Source organism: Xanthomonas nasturtii, assembly GCF_023337365.3.
Lineage (GTDB): Bacteria > Pseudomonadota > Gammaproteobacteria > Xanthomonadales > Xanthomonadaceae > Xanthomonas > Xanthomonas nasturtii.
Map to the genome: position 1 here is coordinate 399,803 of NZ_CP142084.2, position 26,254 is coordinate 426,056.

Consider the following 26,254-nt stretch of genomic DNA (forward strand, 5'->3'; position numbering starts at 1 on the left):
GATCAGCTGCCGCTGGGCACGCCCAGGTACTGATCCTTGAGCCGCACATAATGTTGCGCGGAGTAATGCAGGCTCTCGATTTCCTTGTCGCTGAGCGTGCGCGCCAGGCGTGCGGGGTTGCCCAGCCACAACTCGGCCTGCCCGACCACCTTGCCCGGGCCAACCACCGCGCCGGCACCGACGAACCCGTAGCGTTTGACCGTGGCGCCATCGAGCACGCAGGCGCCCATGCCGATCAGGCACAGGTCCTCGATGGTGCAGGCATGCAGGATGGTGCCGTGGCCCAAGGTGACGTCTTCGCCGATCACGGTCGGGTAGCCGGCCTTGTTGAACGGGCTGTGGTGGCTGACGTGGATGATGGTGCCGTCCTGCACGTTGGTGCGTGCGCCGATCTGCACGTGATTGACATCGCCGCGGATCACCGTGCCCGGCCACACCGACACGTCATCGCCCAGGCTCACCTTGCCGATGATGGTGCAGGCCGGGTCGATGTAGACGCGCGCGCCCAGCTGCGGGGTGTGCTCCAGGAAGGGGCGAATCGGGGTCACGGCACTCTCCGGCAAGTCAGCGTGCCGCCAGCTGCGGGCACGCCACAGATGATACCCGCGCAGCGGTTGCGGTTGCGGCAGTGCCGTGGCGGCAGGCGAGAGGCAATCAACGCGCGAATGCCCTGCACGCAGGGTTGCCGACTGGCTTGGCTGGCTTGGTCATGGGCGAGTGTCCGTGGCGCAGCGAGGTTTGCCTGGCTGCAGGCCATGCTGCCTGCAACGCACCGAACGCAGTGCGGTGCAGGCGAAGACACGGCGCCGTGTCGTCCGATAAGCGCACATCGCTGCGGTAATCGGTCTTGAACGGCGTCTGCAATCGGCCTAGCGTGCAAGTGGTTGCCACGCCCTGCGCACAGCGCGTCGCACGCAGCAGTGCGCTCTGCTCGGCGCCGTGCGTTCGCACGCTTCGCAGCGCCATTGCTCGCCCCCGCCCCCACACACCACAGGACACGCCGATGCTTCACAACCCCGCGCCGTCTGGGACCTTCGTGCTGGAGCGCATGACGCCATTTCAATGGAGGGCGGTGGCGGTCTGCGTGCTGCTGACGATGCTCGACGGGTTCGACGTGATGGCCATGGCCTTCACCGCACCGCACGTGTCGGCGGACTGGCAGCTGTCGGGCAAGCTGCTGGGTGTGCTGTTCAGTGCCGGGCTGGTCGGCATGGCGCTGGGGTCGTTGCTGCTGGCACCGTTGGCCGACCGCATCGGCCGCCGTGCGCTGACATTGATCTGCCTGGCAATCCTGACCGTCGGCATGGGGGCTTCAGCCCTGGCACACAATGCCTGGCAACTCGGCGCCTTGCGGGCATTCACCGGGATCGGCATCGGCGGCATGCTCGCCTGCGTTGCGGTCACCGCTGCCGAGTACGCGACCGTGCGCTGGCGCAGCACCGCTACGGTGCTGCAGGCCACCGGCTACCCGGTTGGCGCCACGCTCGGAGGCGCACTCGCTGCATTGCTGGTGCAGCACTGGTCATGGCCGTCGGTGTTCTGGCTGGGCGCGCTCGGTTCGTTGCTGTGCGTGCCGCTGGTGCTCGCCTTTCTGCCGGAATCATTGGAATTCCTGATCGCGCGCCGGCCGCCCGATGCGCACGCGCGCTTCAATGCGGTGCTGGCGCGCATGGGCATGCCGGCGCAGCGCGAATTGCCGCTGCCACCTGCAGTGCTGGCAGCCGGGCAGGTCAAGGGCTATGCGTCGTTGTTCGTGGGCGGGTTGCGGCGGCAATCGCTGCTGATCGCGCTGGCCTTTTTCCTGCTGATGTTCGGGTTCTATTTTGTGCTCAGCTGGACGCCCAAGTTGCTGGTGACGGCAGGGTTGTCGGCTGGCCAGGGCCTCACCGGCGGGGTGCTGTTGAATCTGGGCGGCATCGTCGGCGGTACGTTATTCAGTTGGCTGGCCCTGCGCGCGCGCCTGTCACGGCTGACGGCCGGGGCACTGGTCATCGTCGCAGTGGCAATGCTCGCATTCGGGTTGAGCAGTACGGTGCTCGGCTGGGCATTTGTGTTCGCGCTACTGACCGGTGCGGCGCTGACCGCGGCGATGGGCGGGCTGTATGCGGTGGCCCCGGTGGTCTATGCCGCCTCGGTGCGCTCCACCGGCATGGGGTGGGCAATCGGCGTGGGACGCCTTGGCGCCATCCTGTCGCCGCTGTGCGCCGGGGTGCTGCTGGACGCCGGGTGGTCGCCGGCGATGTTGTATCTGGCCTGCAGCGTGCCGCTGCTGTGTGCCGCGGGCGCCGTGCTGGCGATGCGGCTGCCGGATCGCTGAATTGCTCGGCCACAACGGTGCCCGGCGTCGCGGACACGTTCGCGTGGAGGGTTCGCTGACCAAAGAAATCGTGCGCGTTGCCGATAACGACGATGACCGCCAAGTCATGGCGGACTCTTCCGTGGACATCGTGCAGACCAGCGCCGGCATGCTCAGAACCATCGACTCAGACCAACTCCGCCCCGGCATGTATGTCTGCAAGCTGCTGGGCGCGTGGGTGCACCATCCGTTCTGGAAGACGTCGTTTCTGGTCGATTCCGAGGACGTGGACAAGATCCACGACAGCCGCATCGCGCAGTTGGTGATCGACACTGCGCGCGGGCTGGATGTGGAAGTGGCCGCAACCTGTGGCACGCAGGCCGAGTCGGTCGTACCGGGTGCGCCGCCGAGCCAGGAGCCTGCCGCGGAGCCACCCGCGCCGGAGCCGCCGGAGCCTGCCGACAAGCCGCGGAAGGTGCGCACCACTAGCGTCACTGCACAGGTCGGCATCGAAGCCGAGGTGGTGCGCGCGCGTCGTATTTTCGAAGACGGCCGCGACATGGTCGAGGCGATGTTCCGCAATGTGCGGCTGGGCCGTACCGTCGATACCGAGGCGGCGATGCCGCTGGTGGAAGCCATCAACGACTCGGTGCTGCGGCATCCGCAGGCCTTGATCAGCGTGGCACGGCTCAAGACCGCCGACGATTACACCTATCTGCACTCGATGGCGGTGGCCGGTTTGATGAGCGGGCTGGCGCGTCAGCTCGGTCTGCCCGAGGCGCAGGTGGTGGAAGCGGCGATGGGTGGCCTGCTGCACGACATGGGCAAGGCGGTGACGCCGCTGGAGATTCTCAACAAGCCCGGCCGGCTCACCAACGAAGAAATGGACGTCATGCGCCAGCATCCGCTGGATGGCCATCGGCTGCTGGTGGCCGGCGGCGTGCAGAACGCGGTGGTGCTGGAAATCGCGCTGCATCACCACGAAAAAATGGATGGCAGCGGCTACCCGAATCAATTGGTGGGCGAGAATATTTCGTTGATGTCGCGGATGGGCGCGGTCTGCGATGTCTACGACGCCATCAGCTCCGACCGCCCGTACAAACGCGGCTGGGATCCGGCCGAATCGCTCAAGCAGATGGCCTCCTGGAACGGCCATTTCGATCCGGCGATTTTCCAGGCCTTCGTGCGCCGGCTGGGCATCTATCCGGTCGGCTCGCTGGTGCGGCTGGAGTCGCAAAAACTCGCGGTGGTGATCGAACAGACCCCCGATTCGCTGCTCAAGCCCAAGGTGCGCGTGTTCTATTCGGCCAAATTGCGCAGCCACGTGCTGGTGCAGGACATCGACCTGTCGCGCCCGGACTGCCAGGACCGTATCGCGCAGATGGAAAGCCCCACCGAGTGGGGCTTCCGCGATCTCGAGAAGCTCTGGCTGCCGTAAGCGGGCTGCGCACGTGCTGTGTGGGCAGGCGCTGCGAAGCGGTGTGCGGCGCCGTGTGCTCCTTGTCGTGCCGAGATCAGCCTGGACAGATGAGCCGACGACACGCCTGGCAGCGTGCCTGCCGGCTGGTTACCTGCCGGCGGGCACTTCAGGCTGCAAGACACGCGCCGGCTAGCGGACGCGACCATGCTGCGCTGCAGCTTGGCAATATAGTTATGATGAATAACTATTCTCGAACGCAATCACTTGCCGACCGGATCACATGTCCAAGCCGTGCCTGGATCACCGCCGTCCCACGCCAGCCGCAGCACAACGTCGCTGTTGCCGGGCGCGTGCGTGCAAGGGCAGTGGGGTGTACGTGCGAACAGCGCGCACGCCGGCAGCGTACCCGTCCACATCGGCAGGCCTGGCCGCGTCTACAATGCGCTGCACGCCGGGGATCGGCGTTGCGGATGGGTCGCATCGCGCGCACCGGTCCGCCTGCTGCCTTTGTCGCGAGAACCGCCATGCCCGTCACCGCCCTTGCTGCGCCCTTGCCCGATGCCGTCACCACGGTGGATCAGGCGCGTCTGCTGCGGTTGCTGGGCTATCGCATCACCCGCACCGAGTTGTTGGTGCGGCGGATGTTCCAGGACTGCGTGGCCGCCTTCGACCTCAAGCCGGTGGATTTCTCGCTGCTGATGCTGGTGGATGGCAACCCGGGCATCAACCAACGCCAGATCGGCGATGTGCTGCACGTGTCGCCGCCCAACCTGGCGATCGTGGTGGCGCGGCTGGTCAAGCGTCGCCTGCTGCGGCAGGTGCGCGGGCGGCAGGACCGGCGCATGCAGCATCTGTCGCTGACCGCGGCCGGGGTCGCGCTGTTGACCGCCGCCGAAGCCGAAGTGCTGCGCATGGAACAGCAACTCAGTGCAGTGCTCGGTTCCAGCGAAGCGCCGCTGTTGCGCGCACTGGATCGTCTGGACCGGCTGGATACGCTGTAACGCGCTTCTGTCGGCCCGCCGCACGGCACCGGGTCTCAACCAACGTTTTCATCGCACGCGCTGTGTGCAGCGCGGGGCCTGCCCCTGCCTGAGATTTGCTACGTAACACGTACCGCTGTTTCCTCCCAACGCTGGAGATGTCTGCAGTGATTCGATCATCGGTGATGCGTGGTGGCAGGATGCAAGCGGCGTGGCGGGCTCGCGTGCTGCTCGGCGTTTTGGGAGTGCTGGGAGTGCTGGCGGCAGGCGCGGCCTTCGCACAAGGCGTGCCGCAGAGCGCAGCGTTGACCAATGGCCTCAACACCTGCGGCACCGGCGCGTGGCGGACAGCCGTCAGCGCGTGTTCTATGCAGGCCCGGGCGGCGTGTGGCGGTTCGATGCCAGCAACATCCTGTGCGCCAATGTGTATCTGCCGGCGGACGTCGGGAACCCGGCGTCCGGCAATAACGTCAACCTGCAGTACGTCCATGTGTTCCAGCGCCGGCACAGCCGGCTCCTTCGGAGGGTGACAATGAATTTGCAGAACAAGACGATCGTGGTGACCGGTGTGGCCTCGGGCATCGGCGCGGAGGTCGCACGGCTGGCACGGTTTCATGGCGCCACCGTGATCGGTGTCGACCGCACGCCGGTGCAGATGACCCTGCACGGCTTCCATCAGGCGGATCTTGGCGACCCGGCATCCATCGATGCGTTGGTGAAGGCCTTGCCGGAGCGCATTGATGCTTTGGCCAATGTGGCCGGTGTGCCCGGCACCGCGCCGCTGGATGTGGTGGCACGCGTCAACTATCTGGGCCTGCGCCACCTGAGCCAGGCGCTGCTGCCGCGCATCGTGTCGGGCGGTTCCATCATCAATGTGGCCTCGATCCTGGGCGCCGAATGGCCGCAGCGTCTGGACCTGCATAAACAACTCGCTGCGACCGACAGTTTCGAAAGCGGCAGCGCGTGGCTGGCGGCGCACCCGGTGGCGCACGACACCTGCTATCAATATTTCAAGGAAGCGCTGATCGTGTGGACCCTGCTGCAATCGCGGCCCTGGTTCGCCGATCACGGTGTACGCGTCAACAACGTCTCGCCGGGCCCGGTGTTTACGCCGATTCTGGGCGATTTCGCTGCCATGCTGGGCGAGGCGCGCGTCAAGGAAGATGCCAAGCGCATGACCCGCCCGGCGTATGCCGACGAAGTGGCCGAGGCGATTGTCTTTCTTGCATCCGATGCCGCGCGCTGGATCAACGGCATCACCCTGCCCGTTGATGGCGGGCTGGCATCCACCACGCTGTAATCCCCCACACCCGTTTTAGCAGGAGGCTAGACCATGAATGCTCTTCCCAGCGCAGCGGTCGCTGCGACCGCTACACCCGCGTGGCACGGCTGCATCTTCAATGGCGAGTGGGTGCCCGGTCACGGCGGTACCTTGCCGATCTATGAGCCGGCAACCGGCGGCCTGTTGCATGAGGTCAGCAAGGCCGACCTGGCCGACGTCGCTGCCGCCGTTGCACAAGCCAAACAGGCGCAGCGCGCCTGGGTGGCGACATCGCCGCGCGAACGTGCTGCCGTCTTCCATCGCGCTGCGCAGGTGATGCAGGCGTGCAGTGCCGAAGCCACCTTGCTGATTGCGCGCGAAACCGGCGGCATCCTGCCCAAGGCGCAGCGCGAGGTCGACGAATCGGTGGTGTTCTACCAGCAGGCCGCGGGCCTGCCGCTGCAGGCCATGGGCCAGATGTTGCCGACCGGCGCCGGCCAACTCAGCCTTGCCCGCCATCTGCCCTTAGGCGTGATCGCGGTGATTTCGCCTTTCAACTTCCCGCTGATTCTGTCGCTGCGCTCGGTGGCGCCGGCATTGGCGATGGGCAATGCGGTGATCCTCAAGCCGGACCCGCGCACGCCGTACACCGGTGGCGTGATCATCGCCCAGGTGCTGGAAGAGGCGGGTTTGCCGAAGGGCCTGCTGCACGTGCTGCACGGCGATGCGCAAATTGGCCAGGCGTTGGTCGAATCGCCGGATATCCCGATGATCGCCTTCACCGGCTCCACCACTGCGGGCCGCCGCATCGGCGAGATTGCAGGCCGTCACTTGAAGAAGGTCGCGCTGGAACTGGGCGGCAACAATGCGGTGATCGTGCTCGACGATGCGGATCTGGACAAGGCGGCCTCGGCCATCGCGTTCGGTGCCTACATGCATCAGGGCCAGATCTGCATGGCCACCGGGCGTGTGCTGGTTCAACGCAGCGTGGCAAAAGCGCTGACCCAGCGGCTGGCCGACAAGGCACGCCATTTGCCGGTTGGCGACCCGGTCAGCGGCACCGTGGCACTGGGCCCGATCATCGACCAACGCCAGCTGCAGCGCGTCATCGACATCGTCACCGACAGCGTCGCGGCCGGTGCGGTGGTGGAAGCCGGCGCGACCAACGACGGCCTGTTCTATGCGGCAACGGTGTTGTCCAACGTGCGCCCCGGCATGCGTGTGTTCGACGAAGAAGTGTTCGGCCCGGTGATCAACATCGCGGTGTTCGATACCGACGAAGAGGCTGCCGAGATGGCCAACCAAGGCGAGTACGGGCTGGCGGCCGGCATCCTGTCGGCGTCGGTGTCGCGCGCAATGGCGTTGGGCGATCTGTTGCACACCGGTATGCTGCATATCAATGACCAGACCGTGGCCGATGAGGTCATCAACCCGTTCGGCGGCACCGGTGCGTCAGGCAACGGCACCAGCGTGGGCGGCCCGGCCGATTGGGAGCAGTACACGCACTGGCAATGGCTGACGATCAAGAACGAAGTGCCGCAGTATCCGTTCTGATCGGCCTGGTGCAGCCGAGCGGGGTGGCTGGCATCACCCTCTCGAACGCTGTCTCACCGGCGGCCGCATGTTGTTCGCACTCGCCATCGTTGCTGGAGGTACCGTGGTGTCGTTTTTGTGAGTGCCGTTAGCTGCAGCCAAAAGCTCCGGGCAGTCGAGTGTGCGGCGCCCTCACCGCTCGCGGGGCACGCCGTAGACCCGTCCACGGGGGCTCGGTGGCGGCATCCATGCCGCCAACGGTCCCGCAATCGGTGAGGACACCGCGCCAGACAGGTGGCTGGTGGTTTTGTTGAAGAGCGAAGACGGCGCGTCGCTACTTGCCGGTTCACGGCGTGTCCTGCGAGGGTAGGGTGGGTGGGCAAGGGCCCTGCAGCTACGTCGCAGATCAACCGCTCTAGGAACGACCAAGCGGGGGGCATCGTCATTCTGTCAGCCGCTCTTCATCCCGTTCCCGAAAGCGCGTCGGCGAGCAGCCGGCGTGCCGTGCGAAGTAGCGGCTGAAATATGCAGCGTCGAAAAATCCAAGGCCGGCGGCGATCTGTTGCACGCTCAGGCTGGTGTAGCGCAGCGTGCGGCGTGCTTCCAGCATGATCCTGCGGTGCAGCAGCTGCAGTGCGGATGCGCCGGCCAATCGTTGGCACAACGCGTTGAGATGACCTGGGGTCAACCCAAGTTGACCGGCATAGCGGGAGATCGGCCAATGAGCGCGGTAGTGGTTGTCGATCAATCCTTGATACGCACGTAAATGGCGCAATGCGCGATCCGCCTGCGGGCTGACCGCAGCGGCGTCCTGGGCGCGTTCCAACGCGGTGCGCGCGGTCCAGATCACCAGCTGCACCGCCGCGGCCTGCGCCGCCAGGTCATGGCCAACCCGCCGACGCGCATGGTCCTCGGCAATGCTGCCGTACAGCATATCCAGCCATTTACGCGCCTGGTGTACCTGCAGTACCGCCGGCGTGGTCAGTGCCTGTTGCAGCAACGGCGCAGCGCTCAGCGCGGTGCGTATCAGTGGCATGCACAGGGTGATGACGTGTCCGCGCACCGCCGGATCGAATGCAAAGCCATGCACGCAAAGCGGCGGCAGCCACACCACGCAAGCGCCCCGCAAACGGTGCGTGCGCCCGTCCAGCTGCAAGGTCGCCGGCCCGCGTTGCATGTACAGAAGTTGCGCCAGACCCTCGTGTCGATGCGGCGCGATCTGCCAGTCGTGCAGCCGGCTGCGTGCGGCAATCGATTCCCAATGCAGTAGTTCTGCTGCATCGGCCTGTTGCTCGCCGTACAGCCCAAAGGCCGGGACGGCAGCGGTATCTGGTGCACGTGTGGGCATCGTCGAAAAGTCCAAGGACTGCACGCAATCATCCCTTCAATGCAGGTGTTTGGCTACCGACACTGCATGCCTCGCCATCCGGGCCAGGAGCAGTGCATGCGAACGCAGGTCGCGATCATCGGCGCCGGTCCATCCGGCTTGTTGCTGGGTGAGCTGTTGCTGCGTGCCGGCATCGACAACGTCATCGTCGAACGACAAACGCCGCAGCATGTGCTGGCGCGCATCCGCGCCGGCGTATTGGAGCAGGGCAGCGTGGAGCTGCTGCAGCGCGCCGGTGTTGGCGAGCGTTTGCAGCGCGAAGGCTTGCTGCATCACGGCTTTGAGTTGACTCTCGATGGCCGCCGCGAGCGCATCGACCTGCTGCGTGGCTGCGGACGCGGCGTCACCGTGTATGGCCAGACGGAGGTCACCGCCGACCTGATGCAGGCCCGCCAGCGTAGCGGTGCACCGACGCATTACAGCGCGCAGGACGTGACCCTGTGCGATGTGCAAGGCAATGCGCCCGCCGTGGAGTTGACCCAGGACGGCCAGCGCAAACGCATCGCCTGCGACTACATCGTCGGCTGCGACGGGTTTCATGGCGTCAGCCGCGCCAGTATTCCTGCCGAACGCCTGCGTCTGTTCGAGCGTGTGTATCCGTTCGGTTGGCTGGGCGTGCTTGCCGATACACCGCCCGTGCACGAGGAGCTGATCTACGCGCGCCACTCACGCGGGTTTGCGCTGTGCTCGATGCGTTCGCCCACCCGCACGCGCTATTACATCCAGGTGCCTGCGGACGCACAGGTGGGCGCCTGGAGCGATCAGGCTTTCTGGGACGAGTTGCGTGCGCGGCTGCCGCCTGCATTAGCGGCGCAGCTGGTCACCGGTGCATCGATCGAAAAGAGCATCGCGCCGCTACGGAGTTTCGTTGCCGAGCCGATGCAGTATGGCCGCCTGTTCCTGGCCGGCGATGCGGCGCACATCGTGCCGCCCACCGGCGCCAAGGGACTGAATCTGGCCCTGGGCGATGTCGGCCTGCTGGCGCAGTTGTTCGCGCGTTGGAAGACAGGTGGCGATGCCGGCGTGCTGCAGCAGTATTCGGCGTTGGCCTTGCAGCGGGTGTGGAAGGCCGAGCGCTTCTCGTGGTGGATGACCATGCTGCTGCACCGCTTCGACGACGAAGATGCATTCACCGCGCGGCTGCGCGTAGCGGAACTCGATTACCTGCTCGGTAGTAAGGCAGGCCGCGCAACGCTGGCAGAAAACTATGCGGGCCTGCCGCTGGCCAGGCTGCCCGATTGACGCTGGATCGATTGCATTGGCGATGGTTGGTGCGTGTAGCGGGAGGCATCCGCTGTGCGAGTGGCAGGGCCATCGGGTTTCCCTGTGGCCTGCACCTTGTGCACGCGATGGAAGTGCGTTGCGGTGCATACACAAAACCACTGACGCCGCATGCATCAATCATGCATCCGTCGCTTCACAGCGGTGGTCTGGTGATCAGCGCAGGTATCTTGTGCAACCTGCTGGCGCGGCAACGGGCCCTCGACCATCTGCATTGTGGTGATGTTTTTCTCACCATTTATTCCACAAGTGCCCAGGTGCACTTTCAGGCGTCTAGCGGACAAGCAAACGCCGCCGTTAGGGTGGCGATGACGCGTAGACGTGGCTGTGTGCAGGGACGCGTCATTCCCCCGTTCAACGGAGCATCGTGCTGGCGTCCCCCTGACGAGCGCAGTGCCCGTCTCCACCCAGGAGTACCCCATGAAAAAGCTGTTCTCCCGTGCCTTGCTGTTGGTCATGCTGGTAGCGCCGGTGGCTGCGTTCGCGCAGACCGCGGTCACCGAAAACACCAATCACCAGAAGATGCTGATCGGCTCCAACTGGCTGGAAACTGCCAACAAGCGCCTGGTCTACGATTTCTGGCGCATCGTGTTCGAAGCCGGCCAAGTGGATTACGCCCCGTTCTACATGGACAAGAACTACATTCAGCACAACCCGAATGTGGCCAACGGGCGCGATGCGTTCATCAGGTTTTTGACCGCGTTCGTTCCCAAAAGCCCGGTGCAGGAGCGGGTGCAGTTGCCGTTGGTCGCCATCACCGCCGATGGCGATCTGGTGACGCTGGTGTCGGTGCGCACGCTGCCGGATCCGCGTGATCCGAGCAAGACCTACACCACCACCTGGTTCGACATGTTCCGCATCGAAAAGGGCCTGATCAAGGAACATTGGGATCCGGACACGATTGCCGGACGCGCCAATACCGGCGGCCAGTAAGCGTTGCGGCACACAGGGCTGCATTGCGCAGCCCTGCACTTGCCTCGTGAATACAGATACCCGGCCAATCCCAGCGCCCGCCTGACGGTGGGCGCTGCTGCGTGATGGCACCGCTTAGCTGATGCGGAAACCCATCGTCGCTTCCACCGCCTGCTGCCAACCGGCGTAGAGCGCTTCGCGCTTGTCCTCGGCCATGTCCGGTTCGAAGCGGCGATCCACTGCCCACTGTTTGGCGATTTCTTCGCGGCTGCTCCAGAACCCTGTTGCAAGCCCTGCCAGATACGCCGCACCCAGTGCCGTGGTTTCGGCCACCTCCGGGCGCAGCACCGGCACATTGAGCATGTCGCTCTGGAATTGCGCCATGAAGTCGTTGGCAATCGCGCCGCCATCGGCACGCAGTTCCTTCAGTTCGATGCCCGAATCGCTCTGCATCGCGGTGAGCACGTCGCGGGTCTGGTAAGCCATCGACTCGACCGCCGCACGCACGAAGTGCTCCTTCGTCGTGCCACGCGTCAGCCCGAACACGGCACCGCGAATGTCGCTGCGCCAGTACGGCGCGCCCAGGCCGACGAAGGCCGGCACGATGTAGACGCCATCGTTGTCGCCGGCGCGTTCGGCGTAGGCCTGCGAGTCGCTGGCCTTGCCCAGCATCCGCAAGCCGTCGCGCAACCACTGCACCACCGAGCCGGCCACGAAGATGGCCCCTTCCAGCGCGTATTCGACCTTGCCGTCGATACCCCAGGCGATTGTGGTCAACAAGCCGGCCTTGGACGCCACCGCCTTGTCGCCGGTGTTCATCAGCATGAAACAACCCGTGCCATAGGTATTTTTCGCCATGCCCGGCTCGAAGCAGGCCTGGCCGAACAATGCGGCTTGCTGGTCGCCGGCGATACCGGCGATGGGCACCTGTTCGCCGTAGAAATACTGGGTTTGGGTCATGCCATAGACTTCGCTGGAGGAGCGCACTTCCGGCAGCATTTCCTTCGGCACGTCGAGCATCGCCAGCAGCTCGGCGTCCCATTCCAGCGTGTGGATGTTGAACATCATGGTGCGCGAGGCATTGGTGTAGTCGGTGACGTGCACCTTGCCGCCGGTGAGGTTCCAGATCAGCCAGCTGTCGATGGTGCCGAACGCCAGCTCGCCGTTTTGCGCGCGTTCGCGGGCGCCTTCCACGTGGTCGAGGATCCACTTGACCTTGGTGCCGGAAAAATAGGCATCGATCAACAGGCCGGTCTTGTCGCGCACCATCTGCTCATGGCCGGCGTCCTTGAGCTGGGCGCAGATGTCCTTGGTCTGCCGCGATTGCCATACGATGGCGTTGTAGATCGGCTGTCCGGTGGCCTTGTCCCACACCACCGCGGTCTCGCGCTGGTTGGTGATGCCGATGCCGGCAATCGAGCGCGCATCGATCTGCGCATTGTTGAGCAGCTCGGTAATGGTGGTGTAGACGCTGGTCATGATCTCGCGCGGGTTGTGTTCCACCCAGCCCGGCTGCGGAAAGATCTGGCCGAATTCGCGCTGCGCTACACCGGCCACCTTGCCCTGGCGATCGAACAACATCGCACGCGAGCTGGTGGTGCCTTGATCGATCGCAAGGACGTACTGCTTTTCCATTGGAGATTCCTCGAACAATGCCGGCGCTGGCGCACGGCGAGAATGGTCGGTGCAGGCGGGCGATACGCATGACCGAAGTAGCTCGGTCACTGCGGACGCCACGCGTTGTCGTACTGATGCCGGGCTTGGCGCAACACCATCACTGCTGCGGATCGACTGGCTTGGCGCCGCCCTGAAGATGGCGCACACGCGCCGGCAGGAAGGGCAGGATCAGCCACTGATACGCCAGCGCGCCGATCGGCCCACCAATCAATGGCCCAACGATCGGGATCCACCAGTAGTTGTCCTTGGCCGGTAGTGCTGCCTCGCCCCAGCCGGCGAAGTAAGCGAACAGGCGCGGGCCGAAGTCGCGTGCAGGGTTCATCGCCCAGGCTTCCAGATAGCCCATCGACGCGCCCAGCGTGGCCACCAGCAAGCCGATCATCAGCGCACCGGAGTTGGCGGTGGGTGCAGCCTCGTTGAACTGCTCGGTGATGGCGAAGATGCCGAAGATCAGGAACGCGGTGATGATGATCTGGTCGACCAGCGCATGCATCGGCGTAACCGCCAGACCAGGTGCGGTGAAGAACACACCGGCCGCGCCGCCGGCTTCGCGGGTGAGCTGCTGCACCTGGTTGAAGTGGTCGATCACCGGCCCGTACAGCTGGTAGACGATGGCCGCACCCAGGAACGCGCCGATGACCTGGGCAATCCAGTACGGCACGACTTTTTTCCAGGAGAAATCGCGGAACAGTGCCAGTGCCAGCGTGACTGCCGGGTTGGCATGCGTGCCGGAGACCGAGCCGGTGACATAGATCGCCAGCGTCACTGCCAGGCCCCAGGCGATACACACGCCCCAATACGCGTTCTGGTAGGGACTGGGGTCGTAGAGGATGTACATCGCCGCGACCGAATCGCCGAGCGCGATGATGATGAACATCGCGATCGCTTCGGAGATCAGTTCCCCTATCAGTTGCCGGCTCATGCGCGCAGGCCTGCAAGGTCAGTGACGCAAACAAGATGGTGCAGCGCGCTGATTGGTGCGCAGCGGTGGTCGGTGATGCTCATTTGGTGTGCCCTCCACGTGACTCGGAATGATGCTGGCTGATGCACCAGAATACGTTGCCGGACGACCCGTCCTCGCCGGCAACGCGGTGTGTTCAAGCAGAGACGATATCCGCTTGCTGGACCGACTGCGCCTGCAGATAGTCTTCCAGGCGCTGCCGCCCGGCTGCATCGATTCGCAGGCCCAGCTTGCTGCGCCGCCACAGAATATCGTCGGCGGTCTGCGCCCATTCGTGCTGGCGCAGGTAATCCACCTCGGCCTGATACAGGTCCGCGCCGAAGCGCGTGCCCAGCCCGGCCAGCGTGTGTGCGTCACCCAGCAATTGCTCCGCGCAGGTGCCGTAGTTGCGCACCAGCCGCTGCGCGGTGGCCGCCGGCAACCAGGGGCGCGCGCTGCTGACGCGCTCCAGCAGGCTGGCGATATCGCGCTGCTCGCCGCCGGGCAATGCCTCGCCGCGCGCGGTCCATGCGGGCTTGCGTGCGCCCAGCGCGTGGGTGAGCCGGTCCACGGCCTCTTCGGCGAGCTTGCGATAGGTGGTCAGCTTGCCGCCGAACACGTTGAGCAACGGCGCGCCGTCGGTGAGCACTTCCAGCTGGTAGTCGCGGGTGACTTCGGCGGCATTGTCTTCGGCGTCGTCCAGCAACGGCCGCACGCCGCTGTAGTTCCACACCACATCGGCGGGGCTGATCTGCTGCTGGAAATACAGGTTTACCGCATCGCACAGGTACTGCACCTCGGCCGCGTCGATCTTGGGCGCGGCAGGGTCGGCTTCGTAATCCACGTCGGTGGTGCCGATCAAGGTGAAGTCGTGCTCATACGGGATGGCGAACACGATGCGCCGGTCCGGTTGCTGGAAGATGTACGCATGGTCGTGATCGAACAGCTTGGGCACCACGATATGGCTGCCCTTGACCAGCCGCAGCGCGTGCTGATGCGGCACCGCGGCGACCTTGTCCAGGAACGACACTGCCCACGGGCCGGCCGCATTGGCCAGTGCGCGCGCCCGCACGGTGCGGCGGCGCCCGTCGCGGCCTTCGAGCTCGGCATACCAGAAGCCGGCATCGCGCCAGGCACCGACACAGCGCGTGCGCGTATGGATACTGGCGCCGCGCTTGGCGGCGTCCATCGCATTGAGCACCACCAGCCGCGCGTCCTGCACCCAGGCATCGGAATACACGAAGCCGGTGCGCAGCGACTCCTGCAGCGGCGCGCCGACCGGGTGGGTGCGCAAGGAGAGCCGGCGCGAGCGCGGCAGGCTGCGCTTGCTGCCGCCCAGATGGTCGTACAGGAACAGCCCGGCGCGGATCATCCATGCCGGGCGCAGATGCGGTTGGTGGGGCAGCAGGAAGCGCAGCGGCCAGATGATGTGCGGGGCAAGCCGCAGCAGCACTTCGCGCTCGGCCAGCGCCTTGCCGACCAGTGCGAACTCGTACTGCTCCAGATAGCGCAGGCCGCCGTGAATCAGCTTGGTGCTGGCGCTGCTGGTGTGCGCGGCCAGATCGTCCTGCTCGCACAGGCACACCGACAACCCGCGCCCGGCCGCATCGCGGGCGATGCCGACCCCATTGATGCCGCCGCCTATCACCAGAAGATCGTACGTTTCGCCCATTGGTGTCTCCGTCCGGGCGCGCTACCTCAGCGAACCCATGTTTTCATGTTCGAACATATTCGAACATGAAACCTTGCGGAAACGTGAAGAAGTGAAACCGCAGGGCAGGCTGTGGAGCTCAAAGAAACTGATGGTTGATCCGCCAGGACCCATCTTCGGAGGCTATTGGCCTAGATGCCGATTCTTATCCCTCATTGCATAAACGCACAGAAACGAACATGAGTCTCTCGCCCGTCCAGTCTCAGCCGGCGTCGTTGGCATCCGCCAGATGCACCCGGGTGCCGGCCTCGGCCAGTACCGCGGCCAGTTCCTGCGGCGGCGGCCGGTCGGTGAACCAATCGTGCACCTGGGCAATCGCGCCCAGCCGCACCATCGCATTGCGGCCGAACTTGCTGTGGTCGGCGGCCAGCAGCACCTGCCGCGAGTGCTCGATGATGGCCTGGGCCACGCGCACTTCCTGGTAGTCGAAATCCAGCAAGGTGCCGTCCACGTCGATGCCGGAGATGCCGATCACCCCGAAGTCCACCTTGAACTGGCGGATCAGCTCCACCGTTGCCTCGCCGGTCACGCCCTGGTCGCGCCCACGCACCACGCCACCGGCCACGATCACCTCGAAGCTGGGGTTGGCGCTGAGCATCACCGCCACATTGAGGTTGTTGGTGATCACGCGCAGGCCGCGATGCTGCAGCAACGCACGCGCGACTTCCTCGTTGGTGGTGCCGAGGTTGATGAACAGCGAGGCATCGTCGGGAATGAAGCGTGCGACACGTGCCGCGATGTGCTGCTTTTCGCTGGCCTGCAGCGCCTTGCGCGCGGTATAGGCCAGATTTTCCACACTGGAGGGCATGCTGACGCCGCCGTGATAACGGCGCAGCACGCCGGCATCGCAGAGCAGTGTCAGATCGCGCCGGATGGTCTGCGGCGTCACCTCGAAACGCGTGGCCAGGCCTTCCACATCGGCAAAGCCCTGCTGCCGCACCAGTGCCACCAATTGCTCCTGGCGCGGGTTCAAGGCCGGCGCCGGGACAGTCCTGTAGTGAGTCGACTCCATGCGCAGATGATCGCGCATACGCGTGAGGATGCAAACGGTGGGCGCGGTCGTGGTCGGTGCTGCTTAGCCCAGTTCGCTGCGATAGCCGGTATCGATGCTGATGCTGCCGCCCACCGCGCGCGACACGCAGGCGCACAGCTTGCGATTCTCGCGGCGCTGTTCGTCGCTGAAGAACACGTCGCGGTGATCGATATCGGCGGCGCTGTCCAGCACTTCCACCGCGCACAGGCCGCATTCGCCACGCCGGCATTCGGCGATCAGCTCCACTCCGGCATTGGCCAACGCATCCAGCATCGATTCGTTTTCCGCCACCGGCACTTCCAGGCCCAACCCCGGCAACTTCACCACGAACGCCTGCGCCGGCACGCGCCCGCTGTTGCCGAAGGTTTCGAAGTGCAGCCGCGCACGCGTCCGCCCGGCAGCGTGCCAGTGCTGGCGCACCGCTTCGAGCATGCCCAGCGGGCCGCACACATAGACCTCGGCATTGGGCGAGAGCCGCGCCAGCTCGGCAGCCAGGTCGAGCTGGCCGGCACTGTCGTCGCATTGCAGTTGCAGACGTTCGCCCAGCAGCGCTTCCAGGGTGTCGACATAGGCCATGGCGTTGCGCGAGCGGCCGGCATACAGCAGGCGAAACGCGGGGTGACGACGCGCCAGCCGCTGCGCCATGCCGATGATCGGCGTGATGCCGATGCCGCCGGCAATCAGCAGGATTTCCTCACCGCTTTCATCCAGCGGGAAGTTGTTGCTGGGCGGCGACATTTCCACCACATCGCCCGGCGCCAGCGTCCACATGTGCAGCGAGCCGCCGCGGCTGTCGGGCATCTGCCGTACCGCAATCTGGTAGTACCCATCGGCGCGCGGCTCGCCCACCAGCGAGTACGAGCGCACATCCTCGCGCCCATGCAGCTGCACGCGAAAATCCACATGGCTGCCGACCTCGAAGCTGCGCGCGGCGGTGCCGGGATCGAGCACGATTTCGCGCACGCCCGGGCAGGCGTCGGCGATGCTGACGACGTGGGCGCGATGCCACTGGGTGTCTTTACGCATGAGGGGCTCCAGGCAATGAGGCGTGCCGGCCGGCGCCGGCGGTGATGGCGGTGCGGTGAATCGCTGTGGTCGATGACATGGCTGGCGGCATGCGACGTACTCAGCCCACCATGCGCAGCGACAGATCCTGCGCGCGCTGCTCCTGCGCGATCAGGCGGTCGATCACCCGCCGCGCCCACATGCCGCCGGCATCCACGTTGAGGTTGTAGAAGGTGTGATCCGGGTGCGCATCGATCGCGCGTTGCTGCGCCTCCAGCACCGCTTCGTCTTCGCCGAAGACGCCTGTCACGCCTTCGCGCGTGAGCGTGGTCAGCGATTGGTCGTGCAGCGCGTAGTTACGCATGAACGCCCAGAAGTAATGGCAGGTGGTGTCGGTTTCGGGCGTGATGGTGTTGAGCACGTAGCCGTTGACGCCCTGGCTGCGGTCGCCCTCCGGCGCACCGGTGCCGGCGATGGCCACGCCCACATCGATGGCAATGGTGCCGGGCGCCTCGAAATGGATGATCTGCCAGCGATCGACCTTGCCCCGGTAATCCAGATGACGGGCGATCTGCCCGGCCCAGAACGGCGGCGGGTCGATGTTGTGCATCCAGCGCGACACGGTGACGCCACGATCGCCATGTACCACATCGAACGGTGCTTCGGCCACTTCGTCCTGGCCGATGCTGGAGCCGTGGACGAAGGTCTCGTGGGTCAGGTCCATCAGGTTGTCCAGCACCAGCCGGTAGTCGCACTTGGCGTAGATGGTGCGGCCGTCGCCGGCCCAGGCCGGGTCGTGCGACCAGTGCAGATCCGGGATCAGGCGCGTGTCGGCCTTGGCCGGGTCGCCCGGCCAGATCCACACGTAGCGGTGCTTCTCGGCAACCGGAAAGCTGCGCACGCAGGCCGAGGGGTTGATGGTTTCCTGCGAGGGCATGTGCACGCAGCGCCCCTGCGTGTTGTAGACCAACCCGTGATAGCCACACACCACATCGTCGCCGCGCAGCTTGCCCATCGACAACGGCACCAGCCGGTGCCAGCACGCGTCTTCGAGCGCGACCACCGCACCGGCGGTGGTGCGGTACACCACCACATCCAGGTTGCAGATCTTGCGCGGGCTGAGCACGTGCTTGATCTCGTGGTCCCAGGCAACGGCGTACCACGCATTGAGGGGAAACAGCGGTTTGGACTGCGACATGACCGTGACTCCTGGGTGAGTAGGCAACCTGGGTGCGACGCGGCATGCGCCGGCCGGCAACCAGTGAACGCGCATGGCAACGCTGGCGTCTGCTTGCAAGCGAAGTTATGTATACACCGGAGACAATGTGGGCGCGTTACCGCCCCATCGAAATTGTGCGATTATCGATTTAATGCACCGATTATCGGATTGACCGGCGCACCGGCTGCGCCTACCGTGACCCCACGCTCGCTGCACTGGAAGGTAAGCAATGGCCGAAATCGTCTCTCTTGCGGACGCGGTGTCGCAGTTGATCGCCGATGGCGATTGCGTGGCGATGGAAGGCTTCACCCATCTGATTCCGCATGCAGCCGGGCACGAGGTGATCCGCCAGCACAAGCGTGCGCTGCGCTTGGTGCGCATGACGCCCGACCTGATCTACGACCAGTTGATCGGCGCCGGTTGCGCTGCGGCGCTGCGGTTTTCCTGGGGCGGCAACCCGGGCGTGGGCTCGCTGCATCGGCTGCGCGATGCGGTCGAACACGCCTGGCCGCAACCGCTGCAGATCCGTGAACACAGCCACGCCGACATGGCCAATGCCTACGTGGCCGGTGCCTCGGGGTTGCCGTTTGCGGTCTTGCGCGGCTACGTGGGCTCGGACCTGCCGCGCGTCAACGACAGCATCAGGTTCCTGCAATGCCCCTACACCGGCGAAACGCTGGCAACCACGCCGGCGGTCACTCCCGATGTCACGGTGATCCACGCCCAGCAGGCCGACCGCCGCGGCAATGTGTTGCTGTGGGGCATTCTGGGCGTGCAGAAAGAAGCCGCGCTGGCGGCGCGCAAGGTGATCGTGACGGTGGAAGAGATCGTCGACACCCTCGACGCGCTACCCAACGCCTGCATTCTGCCGCGCTGGGTCGTCGATGCGGTCTGCGTCGTTCCCGGTGGTGCCGCGCCTTCGTACGCACATGGCTATTACGCACGCGACAACCGCTTCTATCTGGCCTGGGATGCGCTCGCACGCGACCGTGCGCGCTTTCAGGCCTGGATCCAGGCGCATATTCTCGATACCGACGATTTTGCCGGGTTTCAGCGCGTCTACGCGCACTCGCAGCAGCAGGTGGCCGCATGAGCGCCTACAGCACCAACGAGATGATGACGGTGGCCGCTGCGCGCCGCCTGCCCGATGGCGCGGTGTGTTTTGTCGGCATCGGGTTGCCCTCCACCGCGGCCAATCTGGCCCGGCTCACGCATGCGCCGGATGTCACGCTGATCTATGAATCCGGCCCGATCGGTGCGCGCCCGCAGGTGCTGCCGTTGTCGATCGGCGACGGCGAGCTGGCCGAGACTGCCGACACCGTGGTGTCCACGCCGGAGATCTTCCGCTACTGGCTGCAGGGCGGGCGCGTGGACGTGGGCTTTCTGGGCGCGGCGCAGATCGACCGCCACGCCAACCTCAACACCACCGTAATCGGCCCCTACGACGCGCCGAAAACGCGCCTTCCCGGCGCCGGTGGCGCGCCGGAGATTGCCGCCAGCGCCAAACAGGTGTTCATCATCATTCGCCAATCCAGACGCAGTTTCGTGCCGGCGCTGGACTTCATCACCACGGTCGGACATCTGGATGGTGGCGACGCGCGTGCGCGTGCCGGCCTGCGCGGCGCCGGCCCCACCGTGGTCGTCACCGACCTGTGCGTGATGGAGCCCGACCCCGTGACCCGCGAACTCACCGTCACCTCGCTGCACCCCGGAACGACCCGCGAGCAGGTCAGCGCGGCCACCGGTTGGCCAATCCGGTTTGCCGCAGACCTCGCGCAGACCACGCCGCCCAGCCCCACCGAACTGGACGCATTGCGCGCACTGCAGGCGCGTACCGATGCGGCGCACGGTGCCCAGGCAGCGGGAGCGGAGGCATGAGCGAGGTGTATCTGATCGATGGCATCCGCACGCCGATCGGCCGTTATGGCGGCGCCTTGTCCAGCGTGCGCGCCGACGACCTGGCCGCGGTGCCGATCGCCGCGTTGCTGGCCCGGCATCCGCAGCTGGACCCGACCGCCATCGACGATGTCTACCTGGGCTGCGCAAACCAGGCCGGCGAGGACAATCGCAATGTCGCGCGCATGAGCCTTCTGTTGGCAGGCCTGCCGTCTTCGGTGCCGGGCAGCACGCTCAACCGCCTGTGCGGTTCGGGGCTGGATGCGATCGGCACGGTGGCGCGCGGCATCCGTGCCGACGAACTGGGCCTTGCGATTGCCGGCGGTGTCGAATCGATGTCGCGTGCGCCGTGGGTGATGGGCAAGGCCGAGAGCGCCTTCGCCCGCACCCAGCAGCTGGAGGACACCACCATGGGCTGGCGCTTCATCAATCCGCGCCTGCAGGCCGCCTATGGCACCGAATCGATGGGCGAAACCGCAGAAAACGTGGCCCAGCGTCATGCCATTGCGCGCGAGGATCAGGACGCCTTCGCGCTGCGCAGCCAGCAACGCGTCGCCGCCGCCCAGGCGGCCGGCTTCTTCGATGCGGAAATCACCTCGGTGCCGGTGGCCGCGCGCAAGGGCGGCGATGCCGTTACCGTGGAATACGACGAAGCGCCACGCCCGAACACCACCGCCGAAATGCTGGCCAAGCTCAAGCCGGTCTTCCGCCAGCCCGGCACCGTGACCGCCGGCAATGCCTCCGGCCTCAACGACGGCGCCGCCGCCTTGCTGCTGGCCTCTGCGCAGGCCGTGCAGACGCATCGGCTGACCCCGCGCGCGCGGGTGCTGGGGTTCGCATCGGCGGGGGGGGAGCCGGCGTACATGGGGATCGGCCCGGTACCGGCCACGCAGCGCCTGCTGGCACGATTGAATTTGCGTCTGGAGCAATTCGATGCGATCGAACTCAACGAAGCGTTCGCCGCGCAGGCACTGGCCTGCACACGTGCATTCGGGTTGGCCGACGATGCCGCGCACGTCAATGCCAACGGTGGCGCCATCGCGCTCGGTCACCCCTTGGGCATGAGCGGCGCGCGGCTGGCGTTGACCCTGCTGCGCCAGCTGGAAGCCAGCAACGGGCGGTTCGGCTTGGCCAGCATGTGTATTGGTGTTGGCCAGGGCGTGGCGCTGGCGATCGAGCGCCTGTGATGTGCCCGTTGCAACCACGGCTGCCGTTGCCGCGCACCCATGAGGTTTTCGACATGCGCAGTGTCGACGCCAGCATTCTCAACCCCGCCGTAGCGCAACCGATGGAGATGCAGCATGCGCGACTCCGCTTCTGAGCCACCAATCGATCCGCTGCTCGGCTACCGCCGCAGCCGGCTTGGCACGCAGCCGGCCTACCTGCATCCGGCGTACGCCTCGACCGCCTTGCGCGGGCCCACGCGTGCGCCGATCGATCTGCCGGTCACGCTGTCGGAAGTCACCGGCCCGCGCCTGGATCGGCTCACCCTGGGCGAGCACGCCGCCGATCTCACTGCAGGTTTCAGCGGCGCACCGCTGGGCGAACGCATCATCGTTTCAGGCCGCGTGCTCGACGAAAACGGCAGGCCGGTGCGCAACAGCGTGGTGGAAGTGTGGCAATGCAACGCCGCCGGCCGCTACCAGCACGCAGGCGATCAGCACGACGCACCGCTGGACCCCAACTTCCGTGGCACCGGCCAGGTGCTCACCGACGCCCACGGCCGCTACAGCTTCAAGACCATCAAGCCGGGCGCCTACCCGTGGCGCAATCACTACAATGCCTGGCGGCCGGCGCATATCCATTTTTCGTTGCATGGCGACGGCATCGGGCAGCGGCTGATCACCCAGATGTATTTCCCCGGCGACCCGTTGCTGGCGCACGACCCCATCTACAACTGCGTCGACGATGCGCTGGCGCGTGAACGCATGGTGTCCAGTTTCGATTGGGAAAATGCCATCAGCGAATACGCGCTGGCCTACCGCTTCGACATCGTCTTGCGCGGTCGCAAGCAAACGGTCTGGGAGTGACGCGATGAGCCTGCACGCAACGCCGTCGCAAACCGTCGGCCCGTATTACCGGCTTGGGCTGGAGCCGCTGTATCGCACGCAGATTGCATCCACGCAGGCCGCCGGAACGCCGGTGCAGATCAGCGGCTGCATCTTCGATGGCGCCGGCGCGCCAGTGGCCGATGCCGTGCTGGAAGTGTGGCAAGCCGATGCGGCCGGCATCTATGCGCATGCGGCCGATGCCCGCTGCGCTGCGCATGACGCCAGCTTCGACGGCTGGGGCCGCGTGCCCACCGACGCGAGCGGGCGGTTTTCCTTCAGCACCATCAAGCCGGGCCGGGTGGCCGGCCCGGACGGCACGCTGCAGGCGGCGCATCTGAGCGTACTGGTGTTCATGCGTGGCCTGTTGCGTGGGGTCTCGACGCGGCTGTATTTCGCCGACGACCCGCAGTTGGGCAGCGACCCGATCCTGGCGCTGGTGCCGGCCGAGCGGCGCGCCACCTTGCTCGCCCAGCCGCGCGAACGCGGCGCCTACGCCTGGGACATCCACATGCAGGGCGCTGCGGAGACGGTGTTCTTCCGGTATTGATCCGTACCTGGATGGTGAAGCGTGCGCGTGTCGGATCCGTGCGGCGTTACGCCGGCAGGTCTTTATCCAACGAGGATCCGGTCGCCTCTTGCAGGCATACACGCTGCTTGGGGAATGCCAAGCCGCGTGCGGGCAGGCGACGCACGATGGCGCCTCACGCGTCCAGCGACGCCGGTGTGCGCCTTGGCAAGCACACGCGTACGTGCCCGGTCGCACGCGCATGCGAGGCACGTGCGGCGTCACCTACCTCGACCGGGCAGTGGCAGGCGCACCCGGCGCATTGCCCTTTCGTCTAGTTGGCACCTCCGCACATCGATGCGATGCTGCCGCCACGCCTAGAGATGCAATGCATGAGTGCGACATCTTCGCTGTTGGAATCCTTGTTCGGTGAGCCTGCGTGCGACGCGTTGTTCGACGATGCGGCGCGTGTGCAGGCAATGCTGGACTTCGAATCGGCGCTTGCGCGTGCGCAGGCGCAGTGTGGTGTCATTCCCGCCGACGCCGCGCAGGCCATTGCCGCTGCCTGCGCTGTGCAGCACTACGATATGGCCGGCTTGGCGCAGGCCACGGCGCTGGCCGGCAACCCTGCCATTCCGCTGGTCAAGGCCCTCACCGCGCGGGTGGCCGAACACGACAGCGCCGCCGCGCGCTGGGTGCATTGGGGCGCCACCAGCCAGGACGTCATCGATACCGGCACGGTGCTGCAGCTGCACGCCGCACTCGATCTGCTGCTGCCGCGTCTGCAGCACCTGTGCGCCGACCTGGCGGCGCTGGCCGCACGCGAACGCGACACCGGCCTGCCTGGGCGCACCCTGCTGCAGCAGGCGGTGCCGGTGACCTTCGGGCTCAAGGTGGCCGGCTGGTTGGACGCGCTGCAGCGCGCGCAACAACGACTGCAGGCGCTGCGCGAGGATGCGCTGGTGCTGCAGTTCGGCGGCGCCGCCGGCACCCTGGCTTCGCTGCAGGAGCGTGGCCTGCAGGTGGCGCAGGCACTGGCGAGCACCTTGGAGCTGCCATTGCCGGCGTTGCCCTGGCACACCGCGCGCGACCGCATCGTCGAGGTCGGCTGCGCGTTCGGCCTGCTTGCCGGCACGCTGGGCAAGATCGGTGGCGATGTGGTGTTGCTGATGCAGTCGGAAGTGGGCGAAGTGTTCGAGCCTGCCGCTGCAGGCAAGGGCGGTTCATCGGCGATGCCGCACAAGCGCAATCCGGTGTCCAGCGTGGCGGCGATTGCCGCAGCCACCCGCGTGCCGGGCCTGGTCGCCACCTTGTTCAGCGCCATGGCGCAGCCACATGAGCGCGCGGCCGGGCAATGGCATGCCGAGTGGGAGACCTTGCCGCAGATTGTCTGCCTGACCGCCGGCAGCCTGGCGCAGATGCAGCTGTGCCTGTCCGCTCTGGAACTGGACCGCGCGCGCATGCATGCACATCTGGATAGCCACGGCGGGCTGCTCTACGCCGAGGCGGCGGTGTTCGCGCTCGCGCCGCAGCTGGGCAAACCGCAGGCGCACGCGTTGGTGGAGCAGGCGGTGCTACGCGCGCAGGCGCAGCAGCGGCATTTGCGCGAGGTGCTTGGCGAAGACGCGCAGGTAAGCGCGGTGCTCACGCACGCGCAACTGCAGGCGGTGTTCGATAACGACAGTTGGCGCGGCATGTCCTCGGTCTGGATCGACCGCGTGCTGGCTGGATCTTCTTCCTGTTGACGGTGCTTCGATGGCTTATCTCCAGTTGCCCACGCATCGCCTGCATTACCGCCTGGACGGCACCGAAGGACGCCCCTGGCTGACCTTCTGCAATTCGCTCGGCACCGACCTGCACATGTGGGACGTGCAGATCGAAGCCTTCGCCCCGCACTACCGCATCCTGCGCTACGACCGCCGCGGCCATGGCTATTCGGATGCGCCGCCTGGCCCGTACAGCGTCGCCGACCTGGGCCAGGACGTCCTGGCGCTGTGGGACGCGCTGGGTGTTGCGCAAAGCGATTTCTGTGGCCTGTCGATCGGCGGCCTCACCGGGCAATGGCTGGGCCTGCATGCACCACGGCGCCTGCGCCGGCTGGTGGTGTGCGCCACCGCGCAGAAGATCGGCAGCACCGCCACCTGGGAAACCCGCATCGAGCAGGTCCGCAGCGAAGGCCTGCCGATGCTGATCGATGCCACCCTGCAACGCTGGTTTACGCCGGAATTTGCCATCAGCCACGCACAGCGTCTGGACATGATCGCCGCCGCGTTCGTGTCCACCTCGCCGGCCGGGTATATCGCCTGCTGTCAGGCGGTGGCCGAGGCAGATTTCCGCGGCGCATTGGACGGGCTGAATCTGCCGCTGCTGGCCCTGGCCGGCGACGACGACCCGGTGTGCCCGCCGCCGAACCTGCGCGAGATCGCCTACGCCGCACCGGACGGTCACTACGCGCAGGTGCCCGGCCGCCACATCTGCAACCTGGAATCGCCGGCTGCGTTCAACGACGCAGTGCTGGGCTTTCTTCAGGCCGGCTGAGCTTCCCCCACCATGCAAGGACACACCATGCACGAAGACGAGCGTTATCAGGCCGGCCTGCGTGAGCGCCGGCGCGTCCTTGGCGATGCGCATGTCGACCGCGCCCTGGCCGCCCGCAGCGACCTCACCGACGAATTCCAGGACCTGATCACCCGTTACGCCTGGGGCAGCATCTGGACCCGCGACGGCCTACCGGCGCACACCCGTTCGCTGATCACCTTGTCGATGATGGTCGCGCTGGGCCACGACGAGGAATTCAAGTTGCACGTGCGTGCGGCGCGCAACAACGGCGTCACGCCTGCGCAGATCAAGGAAGTGCTGCTCCAGGCAGCGATCTACTGCGGCGTACCGGCCGCCAACCACGCCTTTGCGCTCGCCAGGCCAATCCTGGAAGAGCAGGCCGCCAAGCCCGGCACAGCGGCAGCGGAGCAACCCGGGGAAGGTCGGACTTGAAGCGGATGACAAACGACTGGGTTCACTAACGCCGGGCGCGGCGGGTGTTCGATGCGGCATGTGTACTCGTTGCGGTTCCGGGCGCGCGTCCGCATCCGCCTGACATCTGCGCGCTACGTGTCGTTAGCGCTCTTACCCACCGCATCCCGAGCCATC

General features: G+C 66.0%; 23 protein-coding genes. 15 read left to right on the top strand and 8 right to left on the bottom strand.

The features are described from left to right. Positions 1–2: 2 nt before the first annotated feature. Positions 3–548, bottom strand: a complete 546-nt coding sequence (locus M3O59_RS01730; RefSeq protein ID WP_181920548.1) for a gamma carbonic anhydrase family protein — start codon at positions 546–548, stop codon at positions 3–5. A gap of 455 nt (positions 549–1,003) precedes the next feature. On the opposite strand from M3O59_RS01730, the gene M3O59_RS01735 reads away from it, so the two are divergent. From M3O59_RS01735 to M3O59_RS01755, 5 genes are all read left to right on the top strand, one after another. Beyond that, entirely contained in the window at positions 1,004–2,317 is a 1,314-nt protein-coding gene (locus tag M3O59_RS01735) for an MFS transporter (protein ID WP_116905832.1), read from the top strand. 148 nt (positions 2,318–2,465) lie between these two features. Beyond that, on the top strand, positions 2,466–3,734 hold the full coding sequence (locus M3O59_RS01740) for an HD-GYP domain-containing protein (RefSeq protein ID WP_116905869.1): 1,269 nt from the start codon (positions 2,466–2,468) through the stop codon (positions 3,732–3,734). A 452-nt stretch (positions 3,735–4,186) separates the two neighbouring features. Continuing rightward, the gene (locus M3O59_RS01745; protein ID WP_147308494.1) at positions 4,187–4,717 is read left to right on the top strand and encodes a MarR family winged helix-turn-helix transcriptional regulator; all 531 of its coding nucleotides are present in this window, start codon (positions 4,187–4,189) and stop codon (positions 4,715–4,717) included. A gap of 511 nt (positions 4,718–5,228) precedes the next feature. Beyond that, positions 5,229–5,996 (top strand): coniferyl-alcohol dehydrogenase, encoded by a 768-nt coding sequence (locus tag M3O59_RS01750; protein WP_116905871.1) that lies wholly within the window; start codon positions 5,229–5,231, stop codon positions 5,994–5,996. Positions 5,997–6,029: 33 nt separating this feature from the next. Next, entirely contained in the window at positions 6,030–7,511 is a 1,482-nt protein-coding gene (locus tag M3O59_RS01755) for a benzaldehyde dehydrogenase (RefSeq protein WP_116905833.1), read from the top strand. A gap of 421 nt (positions 7,512–7,932) precedes the next feature. On the opposite strand, the gene M3O59_RS01760 is transcribed toward M3O59_RS01755, so the two are convergent. After that, complete coding sequence (locus M3O59_RS01760; RefSeq protein WP_116905835.1) at positions 7,933–8,838, bottom strand: helix-turn-helix domain-containing protein; 906 nt, start codon at positions 8,836–8,838, stop codon at positions 7,933–7,935. Positions 8,839–8,934: 96 nt separating this feature from the next. Here M3O59_RS01760 and pobA point away from each other — a divergent pair, with 96 nt between their 5' ends. Beyond that, complete coding sequence (gene pobA / locus M3O59_RS01765; RefSeq protein WP_116905836.1) at positions 8,935–10,119, top strand: 4-hydroxybenzoate 3-monooxygenase; 1,185 nt, start codon at positions 8,935–8,937, stop codon at positions 10,117–10,119. Between the two features lie 459 nt (positions 10,120–10,578). Continuing rightward, complete coding sequence (locus M3O59_RS01770; RefSeq protein ID WP_116905837.1) at positions 10,579–11,091, top strand: nuclear transport factor 2 family protein; 513 nt, start codon at positions 10,579–10,581, stop codon at positions 11,089–11,091. 114 nt (positions 11,092–11,205) lie between these two features. Here M3O59_RS01770 and glpK read toward each other — a convergent pair whose 3' ends face one another. The 6 genes from glpK to M3O59_RS01800 form a co-directional block, all read right to left on the bottom strand. Further along, positions 11,206–12,705: a glycerol kinase GlpK gene (gene glpK, locus M3O59_RS01775; RefSeq protein ID WP_064632958.1), complete on the bottom strand. Its 1,500-nt coding sequence runs from the start codon at positions 12,703–12,705 to the stop codon at positions 11,206–11,208. 139 nt (positions 12,706–12,844) lie between these two features. Next, positions 12,845–13,669 (bottom strand): MIP/aquaporin family protein, encoded by an 825-nt coding sequence (locus tag M3O59_RS01780; protein ID WP_116905838.1) that lies wholly within the window; start codon positions 13,667–13,669, stop codon positions 12,845–12,847. 175 nt (positions 13,670–13,844) lie between these two features. Next, positions 13,845–15,359 (bottom strand): glycerol-3-phosphate dehydrogenase, encoded by a 1,515-nt coding sequence (glpD, locus tag M3O59_RS01785; RefSeq protein ID WP_116905839.1) that lies wholly within the window; start codon positions 15,357–15,359, stop codon positions 13,845–13,847. A gap of 241 nt (positions 15,360–15,600) precedes the next feature. Further along, positions 15,601–16,428: a DeoR/GlpR family DNA-binding transcription regulator gene (locus M3O59_RS01790; RefSeq protein WP_064632886.1), complete on the bottom strand. Its 828-nt coding sequence runs from the start codon at positions 16,426–16,428 to the stop codon at positions 15,601–15,603. 45 nt (positions 16,429–16,473) lie between these two features. Further along, complete coding sequence (locus tag M3O59_RS01795; protein WP_116905840.1) at positions 16,474–17,457, bottom strand: PDR/VanB family oxidoreductase; 984 nt, start codon at positions 17,455–17,457, stop codon at positions 16,474–16,476. Positions 17,458–17,557: 100 nt separating this feature from the next. Continuing rightward, a complete protein-coding gene (locus M3O59_RS01800) occupies positions 17,558–18,634 on the bottom strand; it encodes an aromatic ring-hydroxylating dioxygenase subunit alpha (protein ID WP_116905841.1) in 1,077 nt (358 codons plus the stop codon). Between the two features lie 250 nt (positions 18,635–18,884). On the opposite strand from M3O59_RS01800, the gene M3O59_RS01805 reads away from it, so the two are divergent. From M3O59_RS01805 to pcaC, 8 genes are all read left to right on the top strand, one after another. After that, complete coding sequence (locus M3O59_RS01805; protein ID WP_116905842.1) at positions 18,885–19,748, top strand: CoA transferase subunit A; 864 nt, start codon at positions 18,885–18,887, stop codon at positions 19,746–19,748. Continuing rightward, complete coding sequence (locus M3O59_RS01810; RefSeq protein ID WP_116905843.1) at positions 19,745–20,533, top strand: CoA-transferase subunit beta; 789 nt, start codon at positions 19,745–19,747, stop codon at positions 20,531–20,533. The genes M3O59_RS01805 and M3O59_RS01810 overlap by 4 nt, the downstream gene beginning before the upstream one ends. Next, positions 20,530–21,738, top strand: a complete 1,209-nt coding sequence (pcaF, locus tag M3O59_RS01815) for a 3-oxoadipyl-CoA thiolase (protein WP_116905844.1) — start codon at positions 20,530–20,532, stop codon at positions 21,736–21,738. Before M3O59_RS01810 ends, pcaF begins: the two co-directional genes overlap by 4 nt. Positions 21,739–21,852: 114 nt before the next feature. Next, the gene (pcaH, locus tag M3O59_RS01820) at positions 21,853–22,581 is read left to right on the top strand and encodes a protocatechuate 3,4-dioxygenase subunit beta (protein WP_064632901.1); all 729 of its coding nucleotides are present in this window, start codon (positions 21,853–21,855) and stop codon (positions 22,579–22,581) included. Between the two features lie 4 nt (positions 22,582–22,585). Beyond that, complete coding sequence (gene pcaG / locus M3O59_RS01825) at positions 22,586–23,149, top strand: protocatechuate 3,4-dioxygenase subunit alpha (RefSeq protein ID WP_064632904.1); 564 nt, start codon at positions 22,586–22,588, stop codon at positions 23,147–23,149. Between the two features lie 350 nt (positions 23,150–23,499). Further along, on the top strand, positions 23,500–24,852 hold the full coding sequence (locus M3O59_RS01830) for a 3-carboxy-cis,cis-muconate cycloisomerase (protein ID WP_116905845.1): 1,353 nt from the start codon (positions 23,500–23,502) through the stop codon (positions 24,850–24,852). A 10-nt stretch (positions 24,853–24,862) separates the two neighbouring features. Further along, entirely contained in the window at positions 24,863–25,645 is a 783-nt protein-coding gene (pcaD, locus tag M3O59_RS01835; protein ID WP_116905846.1) for a 3-oxoadipate enol-lactonase, read from the top strand. Between the two features lie 27 nt (positions 25,646–25,672). After that, a complete protein-coding gene (gene pcaC / locus M3O59_RS01840) occupies positions 25,673–26,098 on the top strand; it encodes a 4-carboxymuconolactone decarboxylase (protein ID WP_116905847.1) in 426 nt (141 codons plus the stop codon). Positions 26,099–26,254: the final 156 nt, after the last annotated feature.

Coding starts and splice junctions, on each gene's coding strand:
- M3O59_RS01735 (WP_116905832.1), top strand. CDS start 1,004: ATGCTTCACAACCCCGCGCCGTCTGGGACCTTCGTGCTGGAGCGCATG.
- M3O59_RS01740 (WP_116905869.1), top strand. CDS start 2,466: ATGCTCAGAACCATCGACTCAGACCAACTCCGCCCCGGCATGTATGTC.
- M3O59_RS01745 (WP_147308494.1), top strand. CDS start 4,187: ATGGGTCGCATCGCGCGCACCGGTCCGCCTGCTGCCTTTGTCGCGAGA.
- M3O59_RS01750 (WP_116905871.1), top strand. CDS start 5,229: ATGAATTTGCAGAACAAGACGATCGTGGTGACCGGTGTGGCCTCGGGC.
- M3O59_RS01755 (WP_116905833.1), top strand. CDS start 6,030: ATGAATGCTCTTCCCAGCGCAGCGGTCGCTGCGACCGCTACACCCGCG.
- M3O59_RS01760 (WP_116905835.1), bottom strand. CDS start 8,838: ATGCCCACACGTGCACCAGATACCGCTGCCGTCCCGGCCTTTGGGCTG.
- pobA (WP_116905836.1), top strand. CDS start 8,935: ATGCGAACGCAGGTCGCGATCATCGGCGCCGGTCCATCCGGCTTGTTG.
- M3O59_RS01770 (WP_116905837.1), top strand. CDS start 10,579: ATGAAAAAGCTGTTCTCCCGTGCCTTGCTGTTGGTCATGCTGGTAGCG.
- glpK (WP_064632958.1), bottom strand. CDS start 12,705: ATGGAAAAGCAGTACGTCCTTGCGATCGATCAAGGCACCACCAGCTCG.
- M3O59_RS01780 (WP_116905838.1), bottom strand. CDS start 13,669: ATGAGCCGGCAACTGATAGGGGAACTGATCTCCGAAGCGATCGCGATG.
- glpD (WP_116905839.1), bottom strand. CDS start 15,359: ATGGGCGAAACGTACGATCTTCTGGTGATAGGCGGCGGCATCAATGGG.
- M3O59_RS01790 (WP_064632886.1), bottom strand. CDS start 16,428: ATGCGCGATCATCTGCGCATGGAGTCGACTCACTACAGGACTGTCCCG.
- M3O59_RS01795 (WP_116905840.1), bottom strand. CDS start 17,457: ATGCGTAAAGACACCCAGTGGCATCGCGCCCACGTCGTCAGCATCGCC.
- M3O59_RS01800 (WP_116905841.1), bottom strand. CDS start 18,634: ATGTCGCAGTCCAAACCGCTGTTTCCCCTCAATGCGTGGTACGCCGTT.
- M3O59_RS01805 (WP_116905842.1), top strand. CDS start 18,885: ATGGCCGAAATCGTCTCTCTTGCGGACGCGGTGTCGCAGTTGATCGCC.
- M3O59_RS01810 (WP_116905843.1), top strand. CDS start 19,745: ATGAGCGCCTACAGCACCAACGAGATGATGACGGTGGCCGCTGCGCGC.
- pcaF (WP_116905844.1), top strand. CDS start 20,530: ATGAGCGAGGTGTATCTGATCGATGGCATCCGCACGCCGATCGGCCGT.
- pcaH (WP_064632901.1), top strand. CDS start 21,853: ATGCGCGACTCCGCTTCTGAGCCACCAATCGATCCGCTGCTCGGCTAC.
- pcaG (WP_064632904.1), top strand. CDS start 22,586: ATGAGCCTGCACGCAACGCCGTCGCAAACCGTCGGCCCGTATTACCGG.
- M3O59_RS01830 (WP_116905845.1), top strand. CDS start 23,500: ATGAGTGCGACATCTTCGCTGTTGGAATCCTTGTTCGGTGAGCCTGCG.
- pcaD (WP_116905846.1), top strand. CDS start 24,863: ATGGCTTATCTCCAGTTGCCCACGCATCGCCTGCATTACCGCCTGGAC.
- pcaC (WP_116905847.1), top strand. CDS start 25,673: ATGCACGAAGACGAGCGTTATCAGGCCGGCCTGCGTGAGCGCCGGCGC.